The organism is Lamprocystis purpurea DSM 4197 (assembly GCF_000379525.1).
Lineage (GTDB): Bacteria > Pseudomonadota > Gammaproteobacteria > Chromatiales > Chromatiaceae > Thiodictyon > Thiodictyon purpureum.
Window position 1 is genome coordinate 1 of the sequence record NZ_KB902491.1, and the last position, 19,155, is coordinate 19,155.

The 19,155-nt window shown below is 66.3% G+C and carries 19 protein-coding genes; 2 read left to right on the forward strand and 17 right to left on the reverse strand.

The annotated features are described in order from the left end of the window. Positions 1–166: 166 nt before the first annotated feature. From A39O_RS36515 to A39O_RS0111815, 5 genes are all read right to left on the reverse strand, one after another. Positions 167–622 carry an SDR family NAD(P)-dependent oxidoreductase gene (locus A39O_RS36515; RefSeq protein WP_026199340.1) on the reverse strand — a complete coding sequence of 152 codons (456 nt, stop codon included), beginning with the start codon at positions 620–622 and terminating at the stop codon, positions 167–169. Then, positions 622–1,098, reverse strand: coding sequence for a DoxX family protein (locus A39O_RS0111800; protein ID WP_020504861.1), 477 nt, complete (start codon positions 1,096–1,098; stop codon positions 622–624). The genes A39O_RS36515 and A39O_RS0111800 overlap by 1 nt, the downstream gene beginning before the upstream one ends. Next, the gene (locus A39O_RS33180) at positions 1,076–1,882 is read right to left on the reverse strand and encodes an HvfC/BufC N-terminal domain-containing protein (protein WP_020504862.1); all 807 of its coding nucleotides are present in this window, start codon (positions 1,880–1,882) and stop codon (positions 1,076–1,078) included. The genes A39O_RS0111800 and A39O_RS33180 overlap by 23 nt, the downstream gene beginning before the upstream one ends. Then, a complete protein-coding gene (bufB, locus tag A39O_RS0111810) occupies positions 1,875–2,723 on the reverse strand; it encodes an MNIO family bufferin maturase (protein ID WP_020504863.1) in 849 nt (282 codons plus the stop codon). Before bufB ends, A39O_RS33180 begins: the two co-directional genes overlap by 8 nt. A gap of 67 nt (positions 2,724–2,790) precedes the next feature. Continuing rightward, positions 2,791–3,054 carry a BufA1 family periplasmic bufferin-type metallophore gene (locus A39O_RS0111815; protein ID WP_020504864.1) on the reverse strand — a complete coding sequence of 88 codons (264 nt, stop codon included), beginning with the start codon at positions 3,052–3,054 and terminating at the stop codon, positions 2,791–2,793. A 399-nt stretch (positions 3,055–3,453) separates the two neighbouring features. On the opposite strand from A39O_RS0111815, the gene A39O_RS0111820 reads away from it, so the two are divergent. Beyond that, the gene (locus A39O_RS0111820) at positions 3,454–5,154 is read left to right on the forward strand and encodes a hypothetical protein (protein WP_026199341.1); all 1,701 of its coding nucleotides are present in this window, start codon (positions 3,454–3,456) and stop codon (positions 5,152–5,154) included. A gap of 228 nt (positions 5,155–5,382) precedes the next feature. Here the strand turns inward: A39O_RS0111820 and A39O_RS0111825 are convergent, their stop codons facing one another. Beyond that, complete coding sequence (locus A39O_RS0111825; RefSeq protein WP_020504866.1) at positions 5,383–7,269, reverse strand: sigma-54-dependent Fis family transcriptional regulator; 1,887 nt, start codon at positions 7,267–7,269, stop codon at positions 5,383–5,385. A 552-nt stretch (positions 7,270–7,821) separates the two neighbouring features. Between A39O_RS0111825 and msrA the strand changes: the two genes are divergently transcribed. Beyond that, on the forward strand, positions 7,822–9,075 hold the full coding sequence (gene msrA / locus A39O_RS0111830; RefSeq protein ID WP_026199342.1) for a peptide-methionine (S)-S-oxide reductase MsrA: 1,254 nt from the start codon (positions 7,822–7,824) through the stop codon (positions 9,073–9,075). A gap of 1,189 nt (positions 9,076–10,264) precedes the next feature. Here the strand turns inward: msrA and ptsP are convergent. The 11 genes from ptsP to lptC form a co-directional block, all read right to left on the reverse strand. Continuing rightward, the gene (gene ptsP, locus A39O_RS0111835; RefSeq protein WP_020504868.1) at positions 10,265–12,007 is read right to left on the reverse strand and encodes a phosphoenolpyruvate--protein phosphotransferase; all 1,743 of its coding nucleotides are present in this window, start codon (positions 12,005–12,007) and stop codon (positions 10,265–10,267) included. Beyond that, positions 12,004–12,273, reverse strand: a complete 270-nt coding sequence (locus A39O_RS0111840) for an HPr family phosphocarrier protein (protein WP_026199343.1) — start codon at positions 12,271–12,273, stop codon at positions 12,004–12,006. The genes ptsP and A39O_RS0111840 overlap by 4 nt, the downstream gene beginning before the upstream one ends. Continuing rightward, the gene (locus A39O_RS0111845; RefSeq protein ID WP_020504870.1) at positions 12,263–12,685 is read right to left on the reverse strand and encodes a PTS sugar transporter subunit IIA; all 423 of its coding nucleotides are present in this window, start codon (positions 12,683–12,685) and stop codon (positions 12,263–12,265) included. Before A39O_RS0111845 ends, A39O_RS0111840 begins: the two co-directional genes overlap by 11 nt. Next, complete coding sequence (gene rapZ, locus A39O_RS0111850) at positions 12,682–13,539, reverse strand: RNase adapter RapZ (protein ID WP_020504871.1); 858 nt, start codon at positions 13,537–13,539, stop codon at positions 12,682–12,684. The genes A39O_RS0111845 and rapZ overlap by 4 nt, the downstream gene beginning before the upstream one ends. A gap of 36 nt (positions 13,540–13,575) precedes the next feature. After that, a complete protein-coding gene (gene hprK / locus A39O_RS0111855) occupies positions 13,576–14,601 on the reverse strand; it encodes an HPr(Ser) kinase/phosphatase (RefSeq protein WP_020504872.1) in 1,026 nt (341 codons plus the stop codon). Positions 14,602–14,621: 20 nt separating this feature from the next. Continuing rightward, the gene (gene ptsN / locus A39O_RS0111860; protein ID WP_020504873.1) at positions 14,622–15,071 is read right to left on the reverse strand and encodes a PTS IIA-like nitrogen regulatory protein PtsN; all 450 of its coding nucleotides are present in this window, start codon (positions 15,069–15,071) and stop codon (positions 14,622–14,624) included. Between the two features lie 235 nt (positions 15,072–15,306). Then, entirely contained in the window at positions 15,307–15,636 is a 330-nt protein-coding gene (hpf, locus tag A39O_RS0111865) for a ribosome hibernation-promoting factor, HPF/YfiA family (RefSeq protein ID WP_020504874.1), read from the reverse strand. A 29-nt stretch (positions 15,637–15,665) separates the two neighbouring features. Beyond that, the gene (locus A39O_RS0111870) at positions 15,666–17,150 is read right to left on the reverse strand and encodes an RNA polymerase factor sigma-54 (RefSeq protein WP_020504875.1); all 1,485 of its coding nucleotides are present in this window, start codon (positions 17,148–17,150) and stop codon (positions 15,666–15,668) included. A gap of 107 nt (positions 17,151–17,257) precedes the next feature. Then, on the reverse strand, positions 17,258–17,983 hold the full coding sequence (gene lptB / locus A39O_RS0111875; RefSeq protein WP_020504876.1) for an LPS export ABC transporter ATP-binding protein: 726 nt from the start codon (positions 17,981–17,983) through the stop codon (positions 17,258–17,260). After that, positions 17,980–18,570 carry a lipopolysaccharide transport periplasmic protein LptA gene (gene lptA / locus A39O_RS0111880; protein ID WP_020504877.1) on the reverse strand — a complete coding sequence of 197 codons (591 nt, stop codon included), beginning with the start codon at positions 18,568–18,570 and terminating at the stop codon, positions 17,980–17,982. The genes lptB and lptA overlap by 4 nt, the downstream gene beginning before the upstream one ends. Continuing rightward, entirely contained in the window at positions 18,567–19,151 is a 585-nt protein-coding gene (lptC, locus tag A39O_RS0111885) for an LPS export ABC transporter periplasmic protein LptC (protein ID WP_026199344.1), read from the reverse strand. Before lptC ends, lptA begins: the two co-directional genes overlap by 4 nt. Positions 19,152–19,155: the final 4 nt, after the last annotated feature.

Genomic DNA, 19,155 nt, shown 5'->3' on the forward strand with positions numbered 1-19,155 from the left:
TGGCGCTGGGACACGTCAAAGCCGGTCGCCTCGAACAAATGCGTTCGCTGGTTCAGCCCATCCCCGCGACCGGATAGCCCCTCACCGACTGCCACGTCCGGCCAGGCCGCTCGCGCGTCGCCTGCGGGCGCGGCTGTCCGCGGGACAGGGTTGTTGAGAATAATTCTCAAATGGGCGCCCCGGCGACCCGATTTCGCCGATGCTCGCCAGGAAATGCCTGTGCGTCAGCCCACCTGGCGCCGACCCCGGGTTCCGGCGCGTCCGCGAAAAACGCCGCAGCGCAAATGTCTCGCATTGCAGCCGTATTGACCAGAATGTCGAGGCCGCCGAAGGTGTCGCTCACCTGCGCGAACATCGCGCGGACCTCGGCCTCGCTGCCCAGGTCAGCCTCGACACCGAAGGCTTGGCCTCCGGCTGCCGCGATCTCGCCGACCAGGCGCTCGGTCGCCGCGGCGGCGCCCGCATGGTTGATCGCCAGCCGCGCCCCGGCCGCGGCCAAGGCCCTGGCGATACCCGCGCCTAGCCCGGCGTCGGCAGCGGTCACGAGCGCCCGCTGTCCGGCGAGGATCTGACCGTAGCCCGGCGGTCTGGCCGTCACACGACAGGACACGGATGGGTCCATCACCCGCGGCGCCGGCCGAGCAGGCGATTCCCAAGCAGGTCGTCCAAGGAGAACCGTCCTGGACCAAAGGCCACGATGGCCAAGAGCAGCGCGCCCCAATAGAAGTGGTCGTTGATGGCCGCCGGACACTCGAAACCGAAGAGGGCCGGGTAGCTGATGACCGCCATCGCATTGACCACGAAGAGCCCGAGTGCGGCGGGCCGGGACAGCAGGCCGACGAACAACAGCACCGGGAAGACCAATTCGCCGAAGGTGCCGGCGACCGCCGCGAGATCCGGCGGGAGCAGGGGCACCGCGTACTCGTCGCGAAACAGTGCCAGGGTGCTCTCCCAGTCCTTGATCTTGGTCAATCCCGCCTTGAAGAACTGCCAGCCCACATAGAGCCGGATGGTCAGCGCCCACAGGCCGCCGCCCCAGTCGGTCAGGGCGGCATAGCCACGGGTCAGCAAGGAATCAGGATGCGGCATCGCGCTCATGGGGAATCTCTCGGTTGGGTTGCGAATTCGGGACTGATGCAAAGGCCCCCGCACCCAGCCACCGCGGGACGGCCTGGGCGGGATCGAAATCCGGATCGGCGTCACCGCCCTGCTCCAGCGCCTCACCAAGGGTCTCGCCCCGGTCGATCGCCCGCAGGGCCGCCAGTTCCCCGGCGCTGAGGGGCATGACTTCGGCGCGCCAACGCGGACGACAGACCAGGATTCGGCTGGTCTGCGCCAGGTCCTCGGGCCAGGGCGCTCCGGAGGGCGCGTGGGCCTGCCGGATGCCCAGCACGTCCCAGGGGGACTCGACCAGGGTGCAGGCCCCGTGGAGCGCAAGCCGCAGCCCGTCGAGTCCTGCGATCCCCAGGGCCGCCAGGGTCTGGGGGGTCAGGTGCGGGGTGTCCCGCGCGTAGTGTGCTTGGTGCAGCCCCCACTCCAGCCGCGCCATGTCGGGCAAATAGGGGTAGTCGGCGACCGGCGGGAAGTGCTCAAGAAAGCCGGCAAGGAGCTGCCCAAAGCGGTTCAGATCCCCTTCGGTGAGGGGCACGGCACGACCGTACTCACGGGCCAGTGCCCGAAAAAACTCCTCGCCCACCAGTGCCTTGATCACCGGATAGGCGTTTGCCAGCGCCCGCTCCCAGTTGGCGGTGAGGTTGCCGCGGTACAAGGCGAAGCGCCGCGCCATCAAGTCCGGTGCGCCGCGGAAGAGTCGTCCGGGGTCGCCGCCGGGAGCGAGCAGGGCGGCGGCAAAGCGGGCCTGGAGCTGCTTAAGCTCAGCCATGGGCCGGTTCCGGTGACAGCACCCGTGCCGCCACGGCGCGGGCTTTCCGGGCCTCGGCAAGCAGCACGGGCAGGGCCGGGATGTCCGTGTCCCACTCGATCAGGGTGGGCAGGGCGCCGAACCGGGCGACGCAGTCGGCATAGAGTGCCCAGACGACCTCAGCCACCGGGGCACCGTGGTGGTCGATCACCGCGTCCTCGGTCACCAGGTGCCCGGCCAGGTGGATTTCGCCCACCGCGGTGAGGTCGAGCGCCGCCATGGCGGCCCGGGCGTCCTCGCCGTGGTTGCACGCGTTGACGTACAGGTTGTTTACGTCCAGCAGCACGCCGCAGCCGGTGCGCTGTGCCACCTCGTTCAGGAATTCGGTCTCGCCTAAGGTGTCCGCGGCGAATCTCAAATGCGTGGAGACGTTCTCCAGCAGGATCTGTCCCAGCAGGTCCTGGGCCTGGTCCACCCGGGCACAGACCAATGTCAGCGCCTCCTGCGTCAGCGGCAGGGGCAGCAGGTCAGTGAGGTGACGGCCAGGGACCGCCGACCAGCACAGATGTTCGGAGATGCGCGCCGGCGCGAACCGTCGTGCCACCGCGGCGACCCGGTCGAGATGGGCCGCGAAATGCGCGTCGCTCGCCGAGCCTAGCCCGAGTCCGACGCCGTGCAGACTCAACGGATAATCCGGACGCAGGGTCTCCAACACATGAAGGTCCCAGCCGCCGGCGCCGAAGTAGTTCTCGGTGTGCACTTCGATCCAGTCCACCACCGGGCGCTGGTCCAGGAAATCACGATAGTGGCAGGCCCGCAGGCCGACGCCGAAGCCGTCCAGGGTAGGGGGGTGAGGTCGCATGGCGGGGTCCGGGTGCGGGCCGGGGCCGAGGGTGCGCGGCAGCGCAACGCCGGCCCCAGGGGCCGCCTTACTTCTTGGCCGCGGCGGTCAGCTTGCCGCCCATCTCTTCGCAGGTGCCCTTGGCGACGTACTTCCACTCGTTGGGGTCATTGTCGGTCTTGTTCTGACCGGCGCAGGAGTGGGTGCCGGTGGCGTTGGCACAGTCGTTGGCGCCGGCCTTGGCGACGCCGAAGCACTTGTCCTTGCCGTCCTGAGCGGCCTGGGCAAGGTTGCCGCCCATGGTGGCGACAGCGGCAAGGGTAGCGGCGAGCAGAAGGTCACGCTTGGTCATGGGATCGTCTCCGATAAAAAAGGTTGAAACGGATGGTCAGGAATCGTCGTTCTATTTGCGAAGGCCGGGAAGGCCCCCCGCATCGCGCCGGCCGGGGCCGTCGCCTGGGTCAAGCGGGCTTGACACATTGGTTAATACAAAACATGTGCCAGATCGATCTTGCTGCTGGCGAAGCTGAAGAGATTTAAGGAAAACAGAGCGTTGGATTGATGTCGGGTGCCGTGCGCGGGCGGTATGCGCGGCCGGCAGGCCCACGCTATTTCGCGGCCGCCACGCTCCGGCGTGGCGATGGGGCTGGGGATGGACGTCGAGTGCCGGGTCACGATTGCCGCCCGCCGCCCCCTGCGTCAGACTCGCGCATCGTCCTTACTGGAGCCTCAACCCTCGCGGGAGACCCTCATGTCACCAGCGCCCGACCAGCCGCCCACGCCCGAGCCGAACCTGGAGCCGAACCCGGAGCCGAACCCCGAGCGGCCGCGTGGTCGTCCCACGCCTCGCGGCCGCCCGCGGGCCAACCGCGTCTTCACCAACCGCGACCGGCCCATCGCCGCCTTTGACCGTGCGCACACTACGCTGGCGGCGGACGAACACCGCATCCTCGGTTTCTACGGCGTCGGCGGCCAGGGCAAGACGGCGCTACGCCGACACCTGATGCAACGGCTGGGCACCGCGGGCGACCCGGGACACCGCTTCGGCGTGCTCGATTTCCACGTCGAGTCCTGCCGTGAGCCGGCCCGCGGCCTGCTGGCCCTGCGGCGGTCGCTGCGTGACTCCGGGGCCTTGCGCTGCGACACCTTCGATGTCGCCATCGCCCGCTTCTGGGCACGGGCCTATCCCGGCGAGGACGTGACCCGTGCACTGGGTGACCTGCTCGGCGGCCTGCTCGATGGGGCACCCGATTGGCTCGACTTGGTCGAGGATCTCCCGGCCGGTCTCGGTCTGGGCGTTAAGGTCATCAACTGCATCCGCCAGCGACTCAAGGAGGAAGGCGCCGAAGCCGCCTGCGCCGCCCTGCGCGATCTGGAACATCTGGAGCCCGACCAGATCGCTGAGCAACTGCCCGGGTTCTTGGGCCTGGACCTTCAATCCCACCGCGCCCGTCACCCGCGGTCCCCGGCACCGGTGTGCTTCATCGACACGTACGAGGCATTGTGGAGCGCGGCACCGGACAAGACCGGGCTCGCCGCCCTGGAGACCGACGCCTGGGTCCGCGACCTGGTCGCCGGAGCCCCCGGCGTGGTCTTCGTGATCCTGGGGCGCGAGCGCCTGACCTGGGACCAACGCTTCCCGCACCACTGGGCGAGCCGGTTGGACGACCAGCACCTGCTCAGTGGACTCGCCGCGGCCGATGCCGACCGCTTGCTTGCCGGCATTCCCATCCCGGACCTGCACGTGCGCCGGGCCATCATCCGCGGTGCCGGCAGCAGCGACCCGTCCGGCCCCGGCGACCAGGGCGCCCACCCCTTCTACCTGGATTTGGCCATCGACACCTGGCTCGACCTGTTGGCCGCCGGCGGGCGGACCCCGATTCCGGCCGACTTCGGTGCCACCCATCCCGAGGTCCTGGCCCGCTTCCTGCGCCACCGGACCCCGGCCGAGCAGGAGGCGCTCAAGGTTTTGGCCGGTCCCGCCGCCTTCGATCGGGAGGTTTTCGCCGCCCTGCTGACGCGATTCCGCATCCCCTATCCGCTGACCGCCTTCGAAGACCTCTGCGACCTCTCCATCATCGAGCCCGGCGCCGACGGATGCTTTCGGCTGCACGGACTGATGCGCTCGCACCTCCTCGCGGCCCTGCCGCCGGGGCTTCGTACGGAACTCGACGCCTGGCTCTTCGACTGGTTCGATGCCCGCTGCCAGCCCGCGGGACCGCGGGATATCACGCCCGCCCACGCCGCCGCCCTGCGTGAGGCCGTCGCCCACCGCGACACCGCGGATACGCAAGCGGCGCTGGGCTGGTTCTGGCAGCGTTGGCGTGTCTTCTATGATGCCGCCCGCCACACCCTGCTGGAGCCACTGGTCCGCTGGGCACTCGCTCTCGCCGAGTCGCGGCTGGGTGCGGATCACCCCGAAACCGCCGTCGCGCTGAACAACAAGGCTTAGCGGACGATGTCTTCGCTGACCGGGGCGACGCGACCGGAGGTCGACGCTTTAGCGGGCGGCGGCGCCGCGTTCGGCGGAAACCCAGACCTCCGGTCTGTTGTGCGGGTGCGGCAAGATCCGCGGGGGGCTGAAGGGGCGACTGAAGTCGCCCCTACAAGGTGGTACCTCTGTTACGCGAACTCATCTTTAGTCTTCTGTTCCGTTGCAGCCACGACCAAGGGCCAGGGTCTACTCGGCCCGGCGGATGCCGAGCCGAATCATCTTCGAGCGCAAAGTACTGGGCGCCAGGCCGAGCAGTGCGGCGGCGCCGCCCGGGCCTTCGATGGCCCACTGCGTCTCGTTCAGGATCGCGAGGATGTGAGCCCGCTCCGCGTCCTTGAGGGAGCAGCGCGCATGGCGAGCGGGCTCGGCGCGCGCCGCTCCGAGGAGGCTGTCGGCGATCTCCACGACCGGATGATCGGCCAGAATGGCCGAACGCTCGATCAGGTTTTGCAGCTCGCGCACGTTGCCCGGCCAGCCGTAGGCCTGAAGCCGGGCGAGGGATTTGGGGTCGATGCCTTTGATCGGCTTGCCGAGCTTGCGGGCCGACTCGTTCAAGAACCGCTGGGCCAGCACCGGGATGTCCTGCGGCCGCTCGCGCAGCGGCGGGATATGGATCGGGAAGACGTTGAGACGAAAGTACAGGTCCTCACGAAAGGTGCCATTCCCGACCATCGCGGCGAGGTTGCGGTTGGTCGCGGCGATCACCCGCGCATCGGTGCGGATCGGCTGGGTTCCGCCCACGCGCTCGAACTCCTGGTCCTGGAGCACGCGCAGTAGCTTGGCCTGGGCCGAGAGGGTCAACTCCCCGACCTCGTCCAGGAACAGGCTGCCGCCGTCGGCCAGCTCGAAGCGCCCGATCCGCCGTGCCGCGGCACCGCTGAAGGCGCCCTTCTCGTGGCCGAAGAGCTCGCTCTCGATCAGCTCCGCGGGCAGCGCCGCGCAGTTGAGCTTGACCAGGGTCCGCTCGCGGCGCCGGCTCCGGTCGTGCAGGGTGCGCGCGATCAGCTCTTTGCCGACCCCGGTCTCGCCGGTCAGCAGCACCGTCGCGTCGGTTGCCGCCACGCGCTCGACTTGGGCCAGGAGGTCGTGCATCTTCGGCGACGCGCTCACCACCTCGACCTTCCCATACTGTTGGCGCAGTTCCTCCTTCAGGCTATCCATTTCCAGCATGAGCTGCCGGAGCTGACCCGCCGCCGCCTGACGCTCGTTGAGATCGCGCAGGATCACGGTGACCAGGCACTCGCCCTCGAGCTGCGCCTCCGAGATGGTGAGCTCCGCCGGAAACTCGCTGCCGTCCGCCCGTTTGGCGCTGATGCCCTCGGGAGCCCACACCTTACGTGCCTGGGCATCGCGCGCCCCCGGGGGCCCGCTGAGATACTTGTCCAACAGGTGGCGGAAGCGCTTGGAGAGGAAGCGGTCGAAGGGCTGCCCCTGGGCCCAGGTCGCCGAACAGCCGAAGGCCTGCTCGGCGCTGCGATTGAACATCGTGACCCGCCGTTCGCCGTCGATGGTGATGATCGCGTCCGTCGCGCCGTTCAGTATCCCGCGCACCCGGGCCTCGCTGCGGCGCAGGGCGAGCTGCGCGGTGCGGCGCTCCAGCTCCGCCGCCACCCGCGAGGCGAAGACCTCGAAGACCGACAGTTCGCGCGGCTCGCCGAAGAAGGGCTTGTCGTCGATGATCGCGAGGTGGCCGATGACCTCGCCCTGAAGATTCGTCAAGGGCATGGCCAGATAGCCCTCCGCGCCCATCTCCGCCAGGTCCGGCTCGCGCGGAAACAGCTTGGCAACATCATGGGTGTACAGGCGGGTCTCGCCGGCCAGGACCTCTTGACAGGGCGTGCCGTCGAGCGCGTATTCCTCGTTCTCCAGCAGCTCGCCGTCGGCGCAGAAGGCGAGGGTGCGGACCCGATCCCGGCCCGGCGTGAACTCGGAGACGAAGGACCAGCGCACACCGAGCGCGCGCGCGAGATGGCGAACCAGCGCGGCAAAGAAGTCGTCGCCGATGACCGCGGCCGTTCCCGCGACGATCTCCTGTAGGACCCGGTCGACACCGTGCTCGCGCGTCTCTTGCATCTGCTGCCTCTAACCGCCATAGGGATGTAAGGGCGAGGCCCCCCGAGTTCGGCCGGGGGTGCGCGGCCCGATCCGTTACCCGTACCCGCCGACAATCGTTGCCGACCGGTCGACAGCAGGAGCAGGGTGCGCCCCTGCGCCCCCGCGGTCGCATCCGGGCCTGCGATCCGAACCCGGCCAGTGCCGGCCATGGTACCCCGCGATATGTCGCGGGACCACCGCTATCCGTGGCCTGGTGCGCGCGGCACGCCGGCTGAATTTTTCATTTTACGATTTTCTTTCATTGGCTTAACGTCCTTTCTTGCGATGGCACGACGCCTGCTATAGCGTTCGCACCGGATATCCAGACGAACCTTCGTGTAGGGGCGGGTTTGAAACCCGCCCCGACATCCCGTTATCACGTCCGAAGGCCATCACTGGCTTGCAGTACGGTTCGCTTGCCGAGGCGTCCAAGGTCCTTGAGCCTTCGTTCAAGTGCTGCCACAACCCGCGAGCGTGCGCGCAAACGTCGGGACCGACTCATCCATCCACCAACGCAGAGCTTTCTATTTCATGATCAAATCGATAATCGCAGCGGGGCTTTTTCTCATGTCATCACTGGCGAACGCGGAAACCATCGTCCTCGGCATGGGGTGCTTCTGGGGCGCAGAGAAACGGATGGCGGAGCTGCCCGGCGTGCTCGACGTCGAGAGCGGCTACGCCAATGGGGACGTGCCCGGCACCTACGAGGCCGTGCTCGCCCATGAACGACGCCTCAAGGCGGGCAAGGCCGGCGGTCGCAACCATGCCGAGGTGATCAAGGTGACCTTCGACCCGAAGACGGTCGGTCTGGAGCAGGTGCTCGCGCGCTTCTGGGAGAGCCACGATCCCACCCAAGGCGACCGCCAGGGGAACGATGTCGGCAGCAATTACCGCAGCGCCATCTACACCAACGATGACGCCCAACTGGCGGTCGCGCAGCGGACCCGCGACACCTACCAGGCGGCGCTCAAGGACGCCGGTCGCGGTGCCATCACCTCCGAGATCGCGCCGCTGAAGGTCTATTTCAGTGCCGAGGACTACCACCAGGACTACCTGAAGAAGAACCCGGATGGCTACTGCGGCCTCGGCGGCACCGGCGTGAAATACCCAGGCTCAGTGCAGTCGGCCACGGCGTCCGCGCCGGCCAAGCCCCTCGACCCCAAGGCCCTCAACGCGAAACGCCAGTTGATCGTCTTCGAGGCCGAGGACTGCGCCTACTGCAAGCAGTTCAAGGCCGAGGTCCTTGACGGCTGGCGGTCGGAGGTGGGCATCGCCCGCACCCTGAGTGTCGAGCCGCCGGCGGGCTGGAAACTGGAAAAGGCGCTGTTCGCCACGCCGACCATCGTGTTGTTCGAGAACGGCCGTGAGGTCTCGCGCTTTACCGGCTGGCAAGGCGATCAGCCGCGCTTCTGGAAATGGCTCGGTTTCCAGTTGCTCACGCCCGAGCAGCAGCAGATCGCCTTCGAACAAGGCACCGAGCGGCCCGGCTCCGGTTCGCACCTCGACGAGAAGCGTCCCGGCACCTTCGTCGATCCGATCACCGGCGCGGCGCTGTTCCGCAGCGACACCAAGTTCGACAGCGGCACCGGCTGGCCGAGCTTCTTCAACCCGCTGCCCGGGGCGCTCACCGAGCATACCGACAATGCCCACGGCATGCGCCGCGTCGAGGTCAGGAGCGCCAGCTCCGGCATTCACTTAGGCCATGTCTTCGATGACGGCCCACCGCCCACCGGCAAACGTTACTGCATCAACGGAAACGTGCTGAAATTCGTGCCGGATCATTGAAGTGATCCATGACTGCATCCTCGGGTTGTGAAACTGTCCGGCCGCGTTTCGGGGGCTTGCCGGGGCGGACAGCCCCGCGACCCCCTCAACCGGCGCTTCGCCTGATGCCGATTAACAATACAAGGCATGCCACAGGCGATCCAGGCCAATGTGTGCCACCGAACGGATAAGCAGCTCCGTATAGGTGATGCTGACAGCCACGCATCGAGAGGAGATGTCGGCTAGCGTACAGACAGACGGCTCTGTGCGGGTGATGCTGCTCGTCAAGCATCGACAGCGCCGCTGTCGTTTCGGTAGCGTGAATTCCAACGGCCGTGTGGGCGATAGGTGTTCAGGTGTTTTAAGTCATTGAGTTGCTTTGCATACGTCACGCTGCCGGTCTCGCAAGAACAGGCGGTTCCGAGTGTCGTGTGACCGATCAACACCTAACGCGAACACAGCCTTTCCAAAACCAATTCTGAATAGGTAACGACAAATGAAAACCACATCGACAATCGCCCTTCTCAGCGCCATGATCTTGGTGCTGTTGCTCGCGGCGTGCAGCACTGCATCGAAGCACGAGCCGGCGCCATACGCCGCAGCCCCGACGTATGAGCCGAAACCGGATCGCAACTGATTGCTTCCCGGTCTTGGCAGTACTTGCTGCCAACGCCTGGACTCCAGCCGGCCGGTGCCTCGGCTGGCCGGAACCATGACCAAGGTCCTTCTTGTTGGCACAAACTTCCGGCACCATGGCAGTGACTGTAATGTTTTTCCGGCCCGTTGTGATCGGCTTCTTCGCTCTATCAGTCGGCCATACCGGTATGGTTGGTGCCGCCCCGTCACAGATGTTTGTTGATGACGCTCAGGCGTCATCCGTTTCGATACGAAAAGTGGCCTTCCCTGGAGTGTCGACTCATGGTTTCGCCCGAATGGCCATCTGCCCATGGTCATGCCGTTGCCAAGCTGGATCGACCGAGAAACGGCCTGGGAACCGCCTTTCGAACGTCTCAATGCTACCCCGCACTCCATCGACGAGCTATGCAATACGCAGCCGCTTGACCTCGTGGGGCTAACGGCGTCCTCCGTTCAGTAAGCTTTCGAAATGCGTCGGCAATTTCGAAACGGCATTCATACCGCGGGCATTGCTATCAGCAAGCCAACCAACAGGTCCAACAGGCGCAACGCGATGGCGGGGCCTTGGGAGCGGCTAGGCCGCATTCAGCGCATCGAGCAGTTGCGCGGGCTCGGCTTCATCGAGCCCGGCGAAGAGGGCGGTGGCGCGCCGTTCCAGTTCGCGGGTGTCGGCGTCCAGGATAATTTCTTTGATGCCGAGGAGAGCGCCCGGCTGCATGCTGAAGCGCCGTAAGCCCAGCCCGAGCAGCAGGCGGGTGAAACGCGGGTCGCCGGCCATCTCGCCGCACATGGCGACCGGCGTGGCGAGTGCACGGCCGGCTTCGATGGTCATTCGCACCAGACGCAGGATGGCCGGGTGGATGGGATCGAACAGGTAATTGACGCTGTCGTCCAGGCGGTCGATGGCGAGCGTGTATTGGATCAGGTCGTTGGTTCCGATGGACAGGAAGTCCACGCGTTTGGCCAGGGCGCGGGCGGCGAGGGCGGCGGCGGGGACCTCGACCATGGCGCCGACCTGGAGGGCCGGATCGAAGGCGAGTCCCTCGTGGGTCAGTTCTTCTTTGAGTTCGGCGATGATGGCAAGGACGGACGCGACCTCCTGCAGGTTGGTGACCATCGGCAGCATCGCCCGCACCGGTCCCAGTGCGCCGGCGCGCAGGATGGCCCGCAATTGCGGACGGAACAGCATCGGCTCCTTGAGGCAGAGGCGGATGCCGCGCAGCCCCAGGGCCGGGTTGCAGCAGCTTGCTCCGGGGTCGCCCAAGGCTTCACTGCGTTTGTCGACGCCCAGGTCGAGGGTGCGGATGGTCAGGGGCAGTCCATCCAGCGCGTGCACGATGGTCAGGTAGGTCGCCAGGTGTTCGGCTTCATCCGGCAAGTCATTCCGGTTCATGTACAGGAATTCAGTGCGATAGAGTCCGACGCCGACGGCGCCATTGAAGCGTGCGGCCTGGGCATCCTCCGGCAGATCCAGGTTGGCGAGCAGGTTGATGGTCACGCCGTCGCGGGTGATGGCAGGCCGATCCACCAGGGTGCGCAGATGGCGGCGCCGTGCTTCGATCGCCCCCAGTCGCTGGCGATAATAGGCCAGGCTCTGGGCGTCGGCGTTCGCCAGGACGGTCCCCGTATCCCCATCGACCACCAGGGGCTCGCCGGAGCGGATATAGCGCGTGATGTTGTGCACCCCCACCACGGCCGGGACCGAGAGGCTGCGCGCCAGGATGGCGGTGTGGGACACCGGGCCGCCAAATTCGGTGACGAAGGCCGCCGCACCCCGATTGCGCAGGGTGATGGCGTCGGCCGGCATCAGGTCGCGCGCGACCACCACACAGCCTTCCAGGTCGCGCCCGGTCGCTTCCAGTTGGGTTGGCGCCCCATGCAGGAAGGACATGATCTGATCGACCACGTGCTCCACGTCGTCGCGGCGGTTGCGCAGGTAGGGGTCATCCATCGCGTCGAAGACGCTCACCAGGGTGTCGCGCTGCAACTGGAGCGCCCAGTCGGCGCTGAAGAGCTGGTCGCGGATGATCTTGCGGACCTCGTCGATCAGGGCCACGTCATCGAGCATCAACAAGTGGGTGTCGATGAACTCGGCGATATTGCGCGGCGTGGAGGGCGGGATCTGACTGCGTACCGCCTTGAGCGCCCGGCGCGCCTGCGCGACGGCCGTGTTGAGCCGGTCGAGTTCGTCGCCGACCTGATCGGCGTCGATCAGGGTCTGGGTCGCGGTGTGGATGCCATGTCCGGTGACAAAGGCCGGCCCGATCGCGACCGACTGGCTCGCGGCCACCCCGATGCCCTGGAATGCGATGGTCACTCGCCTTCCCCGAAACGGTTGCGGATGAGCGCCTCGATCGCCGCGATAGCAGCCTCTTCGTCCTCGCCGGTGGCGTCGACGGTGATCCATGAACCGCGACTGGCGGCGAGCATCATGATGCCCATGATGCTCTTACAGTTGACACGCTGGCCGCGCCGTTCCACTTCGATGAAGCTGGCGAAGCCGGCGGCGCAGTTGACCAACTTTGCCGCCGCACGCGCGTGCAGCCCAAGTTTGTTAATGATTTCCAGTTCTTTACGCACCACCGGCAGCACCCTCCAGCCCGTCGCGCGGGCACCGGCAGACGCCGTCGCGACCGCCCGCCAGGGCCTTCTCGACCACGGTATCCAGGTCCAGACCCGCATAGGTCAGGGCGCGCAGCAGCATGGGCAGATTGACTCCGGCGACCACGCGTGTACGCGGGTGGCGATCACGCAGGGCGAGCGCCAGGTTGGCCGGGGTTGCGCCATACAGATCGGTCAGCACGAGCAGGCCGTCGCCCTCGTCGAGCCGCTGCGCGAGCGCCTGCGCCTGTGCCAAAATCTGTTCGCCGGGGGCGTCGTTTTCCACCTCGAGCGCCTCGGCGCGCGCGGGGCGGGTACCGAAAATCGCGGTGGCCACGCGCAGCAGGTCGCAGCCCAGCGGCTGATGGGTGATCAACAGGAGACCGACAGTCACGGCAGCTCCCGGTGTCGCACCATGACCTTGTGTCCGCCGCGCTCGAAGTGCTCGCAGAGGGTCTCCACGAGATAGACCGAGCGGTGTTGGCCGCCGGTGCAGCCGATGGCGATGGTGAGATAGAAGCGCCCATCGGTTTCGAACCGCGGAATCCAGCGGTCGAAAAACGCCGCGATGTCCGCGCGCATCTCGATGACCGCCGGGCTGGCCTCCAGGAACTCCACGACCGGCCGGTCGCGTCCGGTGAGGGGTTTGAGCTCGGTCTGCCAATGGGGGTTGGGCAGGCACCGCACGTCGAACAGAAAGTCCACGTCGTGCGGTATGCCGTGTTTGAAGCCGAAGGATTGCAGCAGGATCGACGCTTTGGGCGAAACCTCGCCGGCGAGCCGCACGCGGATCAGGTCGCGTAATTCGTGAACATTGGTCAGCGTGGTCTCGATGCGGATATCGGCTGCCTGGCGAATCGGTTCGAGCAGTTGCCGCTCGAGCTTGATGGCTTCCGCCAGCGGACGGTCGGGCCGGGTCAAGGGGTGGCGGCGGCGGGTTTCGCTGAAGCGGCGGATCAGGGTATCGGTGTGCGCGTCGAGGAAGACCACCTGGCAGGCCACGCCGCGCTCCTGGGCGGACTCGATCAGACCTGGCAGGTTCTTGAGTTCGCCTGGGTTGCTGCGGGCGTCGACGCCGACGGCCGTGTCTTTGAACGCCTCACTACCGGCATCTTTCAGGCCCAGCGCGAGGTCCTTGAGCAGGAACAGCGGCAGGTTGTCGATGCAATAGAATCCCAGGTCCTCGAGCGTGCGCAACGCCACACTCTTGCCGGAGCCGGACAATCCGCTGACGATGACGAGTCTCATGGCGAGGTCCGTGGGTCGATGGGTTGCGGGATGATGTCAGGTGCCCGAACACGCGTGTCCGTCGGGTTTGCCGTCGGCGGCCGCGGGTTCTGCCGCCGCACCGGGCCTGGAGCCCGGCGGGTCGGGGTGATCGTTGCTGATCGCGCGCGTCTGCCGGTCAATGAAGTCTACACCGGCATCGTAGCCGCGGATCCGCAGGATCTGATGGCGGACGGCCGCCTCCACAATGATCGCAAGATTACGCCCAGGGGCGACCGGCATGGTGATACGCGGTATGGCCACGCCCAGGATGTTGGTGGCGGACAGACTCCCGGCGAGTCGGTCGATGCGGTCGAGTTGGGTCTGGTCGAGCGGTTTCAGGTCGATGATCAGGTTGAGCGTCTTGCGGCGTACGACCGCGCCCTCGCCGAACATGGCGCGGATGTTGAGAATGCCCAAGCCCCGTACCTCGAGAAAATCGATCAGCGGCTCGGGGCAGGAGCCCTCCAGCTTCTCCGGGGCGATCCGCGCGAACTGGGGGGCGTCGTCAGCGATCAGGCGGTGGCCGCGGGTGATCAGGTCCAGTGCCAGTTCGCTCTTGCCGACCGCCGGGTCTCCGACCAGCAGGACCCCCATGCCCAGCACCTCGATGAAGACACCGTGGACGATGGTGCGTTCCGCCAGGGCATGGGTGAGGTAATAGCGCAGTTGATTGATCAAGTCATCGTCGGTGACGGGCGATCCGACCAGCGGGGTTTGGGTGCGCTCGGCCCATTCCCAAAAGGTGGCCGCGGGTTCGATGCCGTCGGCAAAGATCACCGCCGCCGGCCGCTCGCTGAAGAGTTTTTCGACGGTCTCCCTGAACGCGGTTGGACCAAGACCCGCCAGGTAAACCAATTCCGCGCGGCCGATGACCTGGAGCCGGTTGGGGTGGATGCAATTCAACGATCCGATCAACGCCTGTCTGGCCGTTTCCGGACAAGTCCCCCGCAAGGAGTGGGGTGCCGCTGGTTCGGGGGTCAGCCAGTTCAGCCGGGCGCGCGGCCAGGTGAGTCGGATCAGTGACTGGAGACTGTCGGCCATGGGTCGGTGTCCGTGCTGGGCTAGTGGCCGCTGAACACGTGGAGGATGGCGCTCGGCGAGTCGGCCTCGCGCAATCGCTTGCGGACCTGGGGGTCGTTGAAGTGGCCCGCCAGTTGGGCCAGCAGTTGCAAGTGCTCGTCGGTGGCCGCCTCGGGCACGAGTAAAGCGAAGGCCAGATCGACCGGCTCGCCGTCGATGGCATCGTAGTCCACCCCCTGGCTGAGCGAGACGAAGGCCCCGATGGATTGCGTCACCTCTTTGACGCGGGCGTGCGGCAGCGCAATGCCGTGGCCGAGGCCGGTACTGCCGAGTCGCTCACGCTCCAGGAGGCAGTCGAAGACCAGGTCCGCGTCCAGCCGCGGATGGTCGGCGGCCAGGAGGCTTGCCAGGGTTTCGAGCAGGCGCTTCTTGCTCGCAATGACGAGGCGACAGCCAAGCCGCTGCTCGGTGATGAAGTCGGGCCGGAACATGGGTCAGCGTCCCCCGCGCGTGGTGCGAGGCGGTGTCGAGGGGGTGGTGCGCAAGTTTGCACCGGGCTGGTCATTGGGGGTCATGTCGATTGTTTCCTCTAGGCCATCCGGACGGTGCGGGAGCCTCACAGTAGCTCGGATCCGCTCCTGTCTCAATGAAAACACCTTGAACGAGACCGTTCAAGGTGTTTGCTCGGTCGGGGGTACCGGTCGGCCCGTGGCTGCGGGCGGCGCGCTACTCGGACTCGCCGCTCTTGGCGCCGGTGGCCGCTACCGGCCGGTGGTTCGCCTTTTTCTCTTTATGGCGAAGGATTTGACGGTCCAGCTTGTCGATCAGAGTGTCGATCGCGGCATACATGTCCTCATGCACGGAGTCGGCAAACAGCTTGCCGCCGTTGACATGCAGGGTCGCCTCGGCCTTCTGGGCCAGCTTTTCCACGCTCAGAATCACGTGAGCGTTGATGACGTGGTCGAAGTGGCGAGCGAGTCGCTCGAACTTGTTATCGACGTAGCCTTTGAGTGCTTCAGTCACGTCGATGTGGTGACCCGTCAGGTTGATTTGCATAGTGTGCTCCTTAGGTTTCAAACAGCCTGTCACGCCAGGCGTTTGCGTTCGTTCGAGGGGGGTATCCCCAGGGCCTCGCGGTACTTGGCGACCGTGCGTCGGGCGACATTGATGCCCTGGTCAGCCAATTCGTCTGCGATCTTGCTGTCACTCAGCGGCCTCCTGGCCGATTCGCCGGTGATCATCTTACGGATCAGGGCACGAATTGCCGTGGACGAACACTCGCCTCCGGACGCGGTGTTCACGTGCGATGAGAAGAAGAATTTGAACTCGAAGGTGCCGCGTGGGGTGTGCATATATTTTTGCGTGGTCACCCGCGAGACCGTCGATTCATGCAGTTCGAGCGCTTCGGAGATGTCGCGCAGGATCAGCGGCTTCATGGCGACCTCGCCCTGTTCGAGGAACTCCTGCTGGAGCTCGACGATCTTGGAGGCGACCCGCAGCACCGTGTCGTTGCGGCTCGACAGGCTCTTGATGAACCACCGGGCTTCTTGTAGATGACTTTTCAAGGCGATGCTGTCGGCACTCTGGTCGCCGCGCCGGATCAGGCGCGCATAATCCGCGTTCACTCTTAGTTTAGGCGTAGTTTCCGGATTCAGCTCGACATGCCAGGCGCCCTCGGTGCGCCGCACCAGGACGTCGGGGACCACATACTCCGCCGGGACCTCCGCGATCAGGGTACCGGGCCGCGGGTTGAGGTGACGGATCATCTCCAGGGCGGCCAGGATGGCGTCTTCCGTGGTTTGCAGCAGGCGCGCCAGGGCGGCCACGTCGTTGCGCGGCAGGTAGTCGAAGCCGCGGGTGCAGATGGCGATCGCCAGGTCGCGCGTCGGCGCGCAATCCGGTAACTGGCTCAGTTGAATCAGCAGACACTCGCGCAGGTCACGGGCACCCACCCCCGGGGGATCGAACGATTGGACGCGATGGATCACCGTGGTCACCTCCTCCGGGGAGATGTCCGGGTCGCCGACCGTGGTCAGCAATTCATCCACATCGGTGCGCAGGTAGCCGTTCGCGTCGATGGCGTCGACCACCGCCTGGGCGATGGCATGGTCCCGTTCACTGAGTTTGGTCAGGTTGAGCTGCCAGAGCAAGTGGTCGTGCAGGGTCTCCGGGCGGCTCTGTTGGGAGAAGGGATCGAAATCGTCGTCGCCGCCGCCCTGGCTGCTGGTCGGCAGATAGTTTTCGTAGACGTCATCCCACTGGGTGTCGACCGGGAGTTCGTCCGGCATTTCCTGGGATTCGACCTGAAGTTCCCGCTCCACCGTCTGCTCCTGGACCGTGGCGGTCGGGGGTTCCGGCGTCTGGTCCTGGGGCAGGCGGATGTCGGCCGCGTCAGCGGCCTGGAAGCGCTCGGACTCCTCGCCTTCTTCGAGCATGAAGTTAGTATCCAGTGCCTCCTGGATTTCCTGCTGGAGTTCCAGACTGGACAGTTGCAGCAGCTTGATGGCCTGCTGCAACTGCGGCGTCATCGACAGGTGCTGACCTAGTCGAAGCTGGATGGACTGCTTCATGGATGCGTTAATGGGCGTGTGATCCGGTTCATGAAAGCAATAACGGTGCCTTCCTTGATTCTAGCCTACCGCGGCGCGCGGCGGAATGCGTGTCGTCATCTGCGGCCTCACATTGAGAAGTCCGTTCCAAGATAAACCTCCCGAACCTGCTGGTCGGCGAGCAACTGCGTCGGTGTGCCGGCGGCGATCACGGTGCCGGCGTTGATGATGTAGCCACGGTCGCAGATGTCCAGGGTCTCGCGGACGTTGTGGTCAGTGATGAGGACGCCGATCTGCCGCTCGCGCAGATGCGCGACGATGGCCTGGATGTCGCCGACAGCGATCGGATCGACGCCCGCAAAGGGCTCGTCGAGCAGCATCACGACCGGGTCCACGGCCAGGGCGCGGGCAATCTCCAGGCGCCGCCGCTCGCCGCCGGACAGGCTTAGCGCCAGCGAGGCCGCCACGTGGGCGATGCCCAGTTCTTCGAGCAGCTGATCACAGCGTTGCCGCTGCGCGCTGCGACTCAGGTCACGCCGGGTCTCCAGGATCGCCAGAATGTTCTCGCGCGCCGTCAGTTTGCGGAAGACCGATGCCTCCTGAGCCAGGTAGCTCAGCCCGGCGCGCGCCCGGGTATGCATCGGCTCCAAGGTGAGGTCGCGTCCGTTCAGTTCGATGCGGCCATGATCGCTGGCGATGAGCCCGACGATCAGATAGAAGCAGGTGGTCTTGCCGGCGCCGTTCGGGCCGAGCAGACCAACGACCTCGCCGGCGTCGACCTCGACGCTCACGTCATGGAGCACCTGCCGGCTGCGGTAGCGCTTTTTCAGTTGGGTGGCGCGCAGGGTGGTCAAGGACGACTCGCGGGGGCGCGCGGCGGCGTAGCCGGGGGCTTGGGCGGAGTGCCGCCGTTGGCCGGGGCGCCGTTCTTGGCATCTGGAGTAAAGGTGATCTTGACCCGGCCGCTGCCGCCGGCCTGCATCCGCGCTTTGGCCCGATCGTAGACGATCCGATCGCTGGTGATGCGGTCCGTGCCCTGAATCAGGAGCGCCTCGTCGGTCAGGACCAGTTCATCCCGCTCGGCGTCGTAATCCATGCGCTTGGCGAACGCCTGCACCTCGCCCTGGTCGCCGTCCATCTGCTGTTTGTAGGATGCCGGGTTGCCGCGCGCGATGATGAATTTGATGCGGCGATCACTGCGGTGGTGCACCGTGACCTGATCGGCGAGCAGGCGCATGGTGCCCTGGTCGACCTGGACCCGGCCGACATAGAGGCTGGTGCCCTTGGCCTCGTCGACCTCGACCGTATCGGCCTCGATCAACATGGGTTGTTGGTCGTCGCCGGTGAGCGCGGCCGCCCGCTGGATGATGAACCCAAGGCTCAGGGCGATGCCGACGGCGAGGACGCGGCTGGTCAGCGCGCGCGGTGGCCGGAGGTTCATGGGACGGCCGCGCTCTGGGCGGGAGCGATGGAGATGTGCACGCGGCCGGGGTACTCGGCGCGGGCGGGTCGTGCATACCACAGTCGCACACCATTCGCTGTCAGCCAGTCGCGATCACTCTCGATTCTCACGGGTTGGTCTCCTTGGGCATAGTCCCGTTTGGGCCACAGGGTCAGTTCGGAGGTGGCGAGCCGGATGGAACGGGACAAGGCGGTGCCGGCCCGTTCGACGGTGACCGTGTCGCTCAGGCGCACCTCGTCCCCGCCGGATAACAGCAGGCCGCGTTTGGCCCTGATCTCCCAGGGCGGCGCGCCGTCGGGTTCAAACAAGGTCAACGCCGGCACGTCGAGCTCGGACAGGTCTTCGGGAACGAACTGTCGCAGTTGTGCGGCGACCAGGCGCCGGGTCGGTCGGCCGGTCGGGTCGGTCTCGATGGCGCGAAAGTCGGACACGACATAGTTGGGTGCGCGGTCGCGCGCGCGCGGCGCCGGCTCCTCGACCAGGCTCCGCGACAGCCACCAGCCGGCCCCGCCGAGCAGGGCGAACACCACCGCGAGCCGGCCTTGTCTGGTTGTCCACACGCCT

Excerpts from the sequence above, each read along its gene's own strand:
- msrA (WP_026199342.1), top strand. The coding sequence starts at position 7,822 with ATGATCAAATCGATAATCGCAGCGGGGCTTTTTCTCATGTCATCACTG.
- hprK (WP_020504872.1), bottom strand. The coding sequence starts at position 14,601 with ATGGCCGACAGTCTCCAGTCACTGATCCGACTCACCTGGCCGCGCGCC.
- A39O_RS0111800 (WP_020504861.1), bottom strand. The coding sequence starts at position 1,098 with ATGAGCGCGATGCCGCATCCTGATTCCTTGCTGACCCGTGGCTATGCC.
- bufB (WP_020504863.1), bottom strand. The coding sequence starts at position 2,723 with ATGCGACCTCACCCCCCTACCCTGGACGGCTTCGGCGTCGGCCTGCGG.
- ptsN (WP_020504873.1), bottom strand. The coding sequence starts at position 15,071 with ATGTTCCGGCCCGACTTCATCACCGAGCAGCGGCTTGGCTGTCGCCTC.
- A39O_RS36515 (WP_026199340.1), bottom strand. The coding sequence starts at position 622 with ATGGACCCATCCGTGTCCTGTCGTGTGACGGCCAGACCGCCGGGCTAC.
- hpf (WP_020504874.1), bottom strand. The coding sequence starts at position 15,636 with ATGCAAATCAACCTGACGGGTCACCACATCGACGTGACTGAAGCACTC.
- A39O_RS0111870 (WP_020504875.1), bottom strand. The coding sequence starts at position 17,150 with ATGAAGCAGTCCATCCAGCTTCGACTAGGTCAGCACCTGTCGATGACG.
- A39O_RS33180 (WP_020504862.1), bottom strand. The coding sequence starts at position 1,882 with ATGGCTGAGCTTAAGCAGCTCCAGGCCCGCTTTGCCGCCGCCCTGCTC.
- A39O_RS0111825 (WP_020504866.1), bottom strand. The coding sequence starts at position 7,269 with ATGCAAGAGACGCGCGAGCACGGTGTCGACCGGGTCCTACAGGAGATC.
- rapZ (WP_020504871.1), bottom strand. The coding sequence starts at position 13,539 with ATGAGACTCGTCATCGTCAGCGGATTGTCCGGCTCCGGCAAGAGTGTG.
- A39O_RS0111815 (WP_020504864.1), bottom strand. The coding sequence starts at position 3,054 with ATGACCAAGCGTGACCTTCTGCTCGCCGCTACCCTTGCCGCTGTCGCC.
- A39O_RS0111820 (WP_026199341.1), top strand. The coding sequence starts at position 3,454 with ATGTCACCAGCGCCCGACCAGCCGCCCACGCCCGAGCCGAACCTGGAG.
- lptA (WP_020504877.1), bottom strand. The coding sequence starts at position 18,570 with ATGAACCTCCGGCCACCGCGCGCGCTGACCAGCCGCGTCCTCGCCGTC.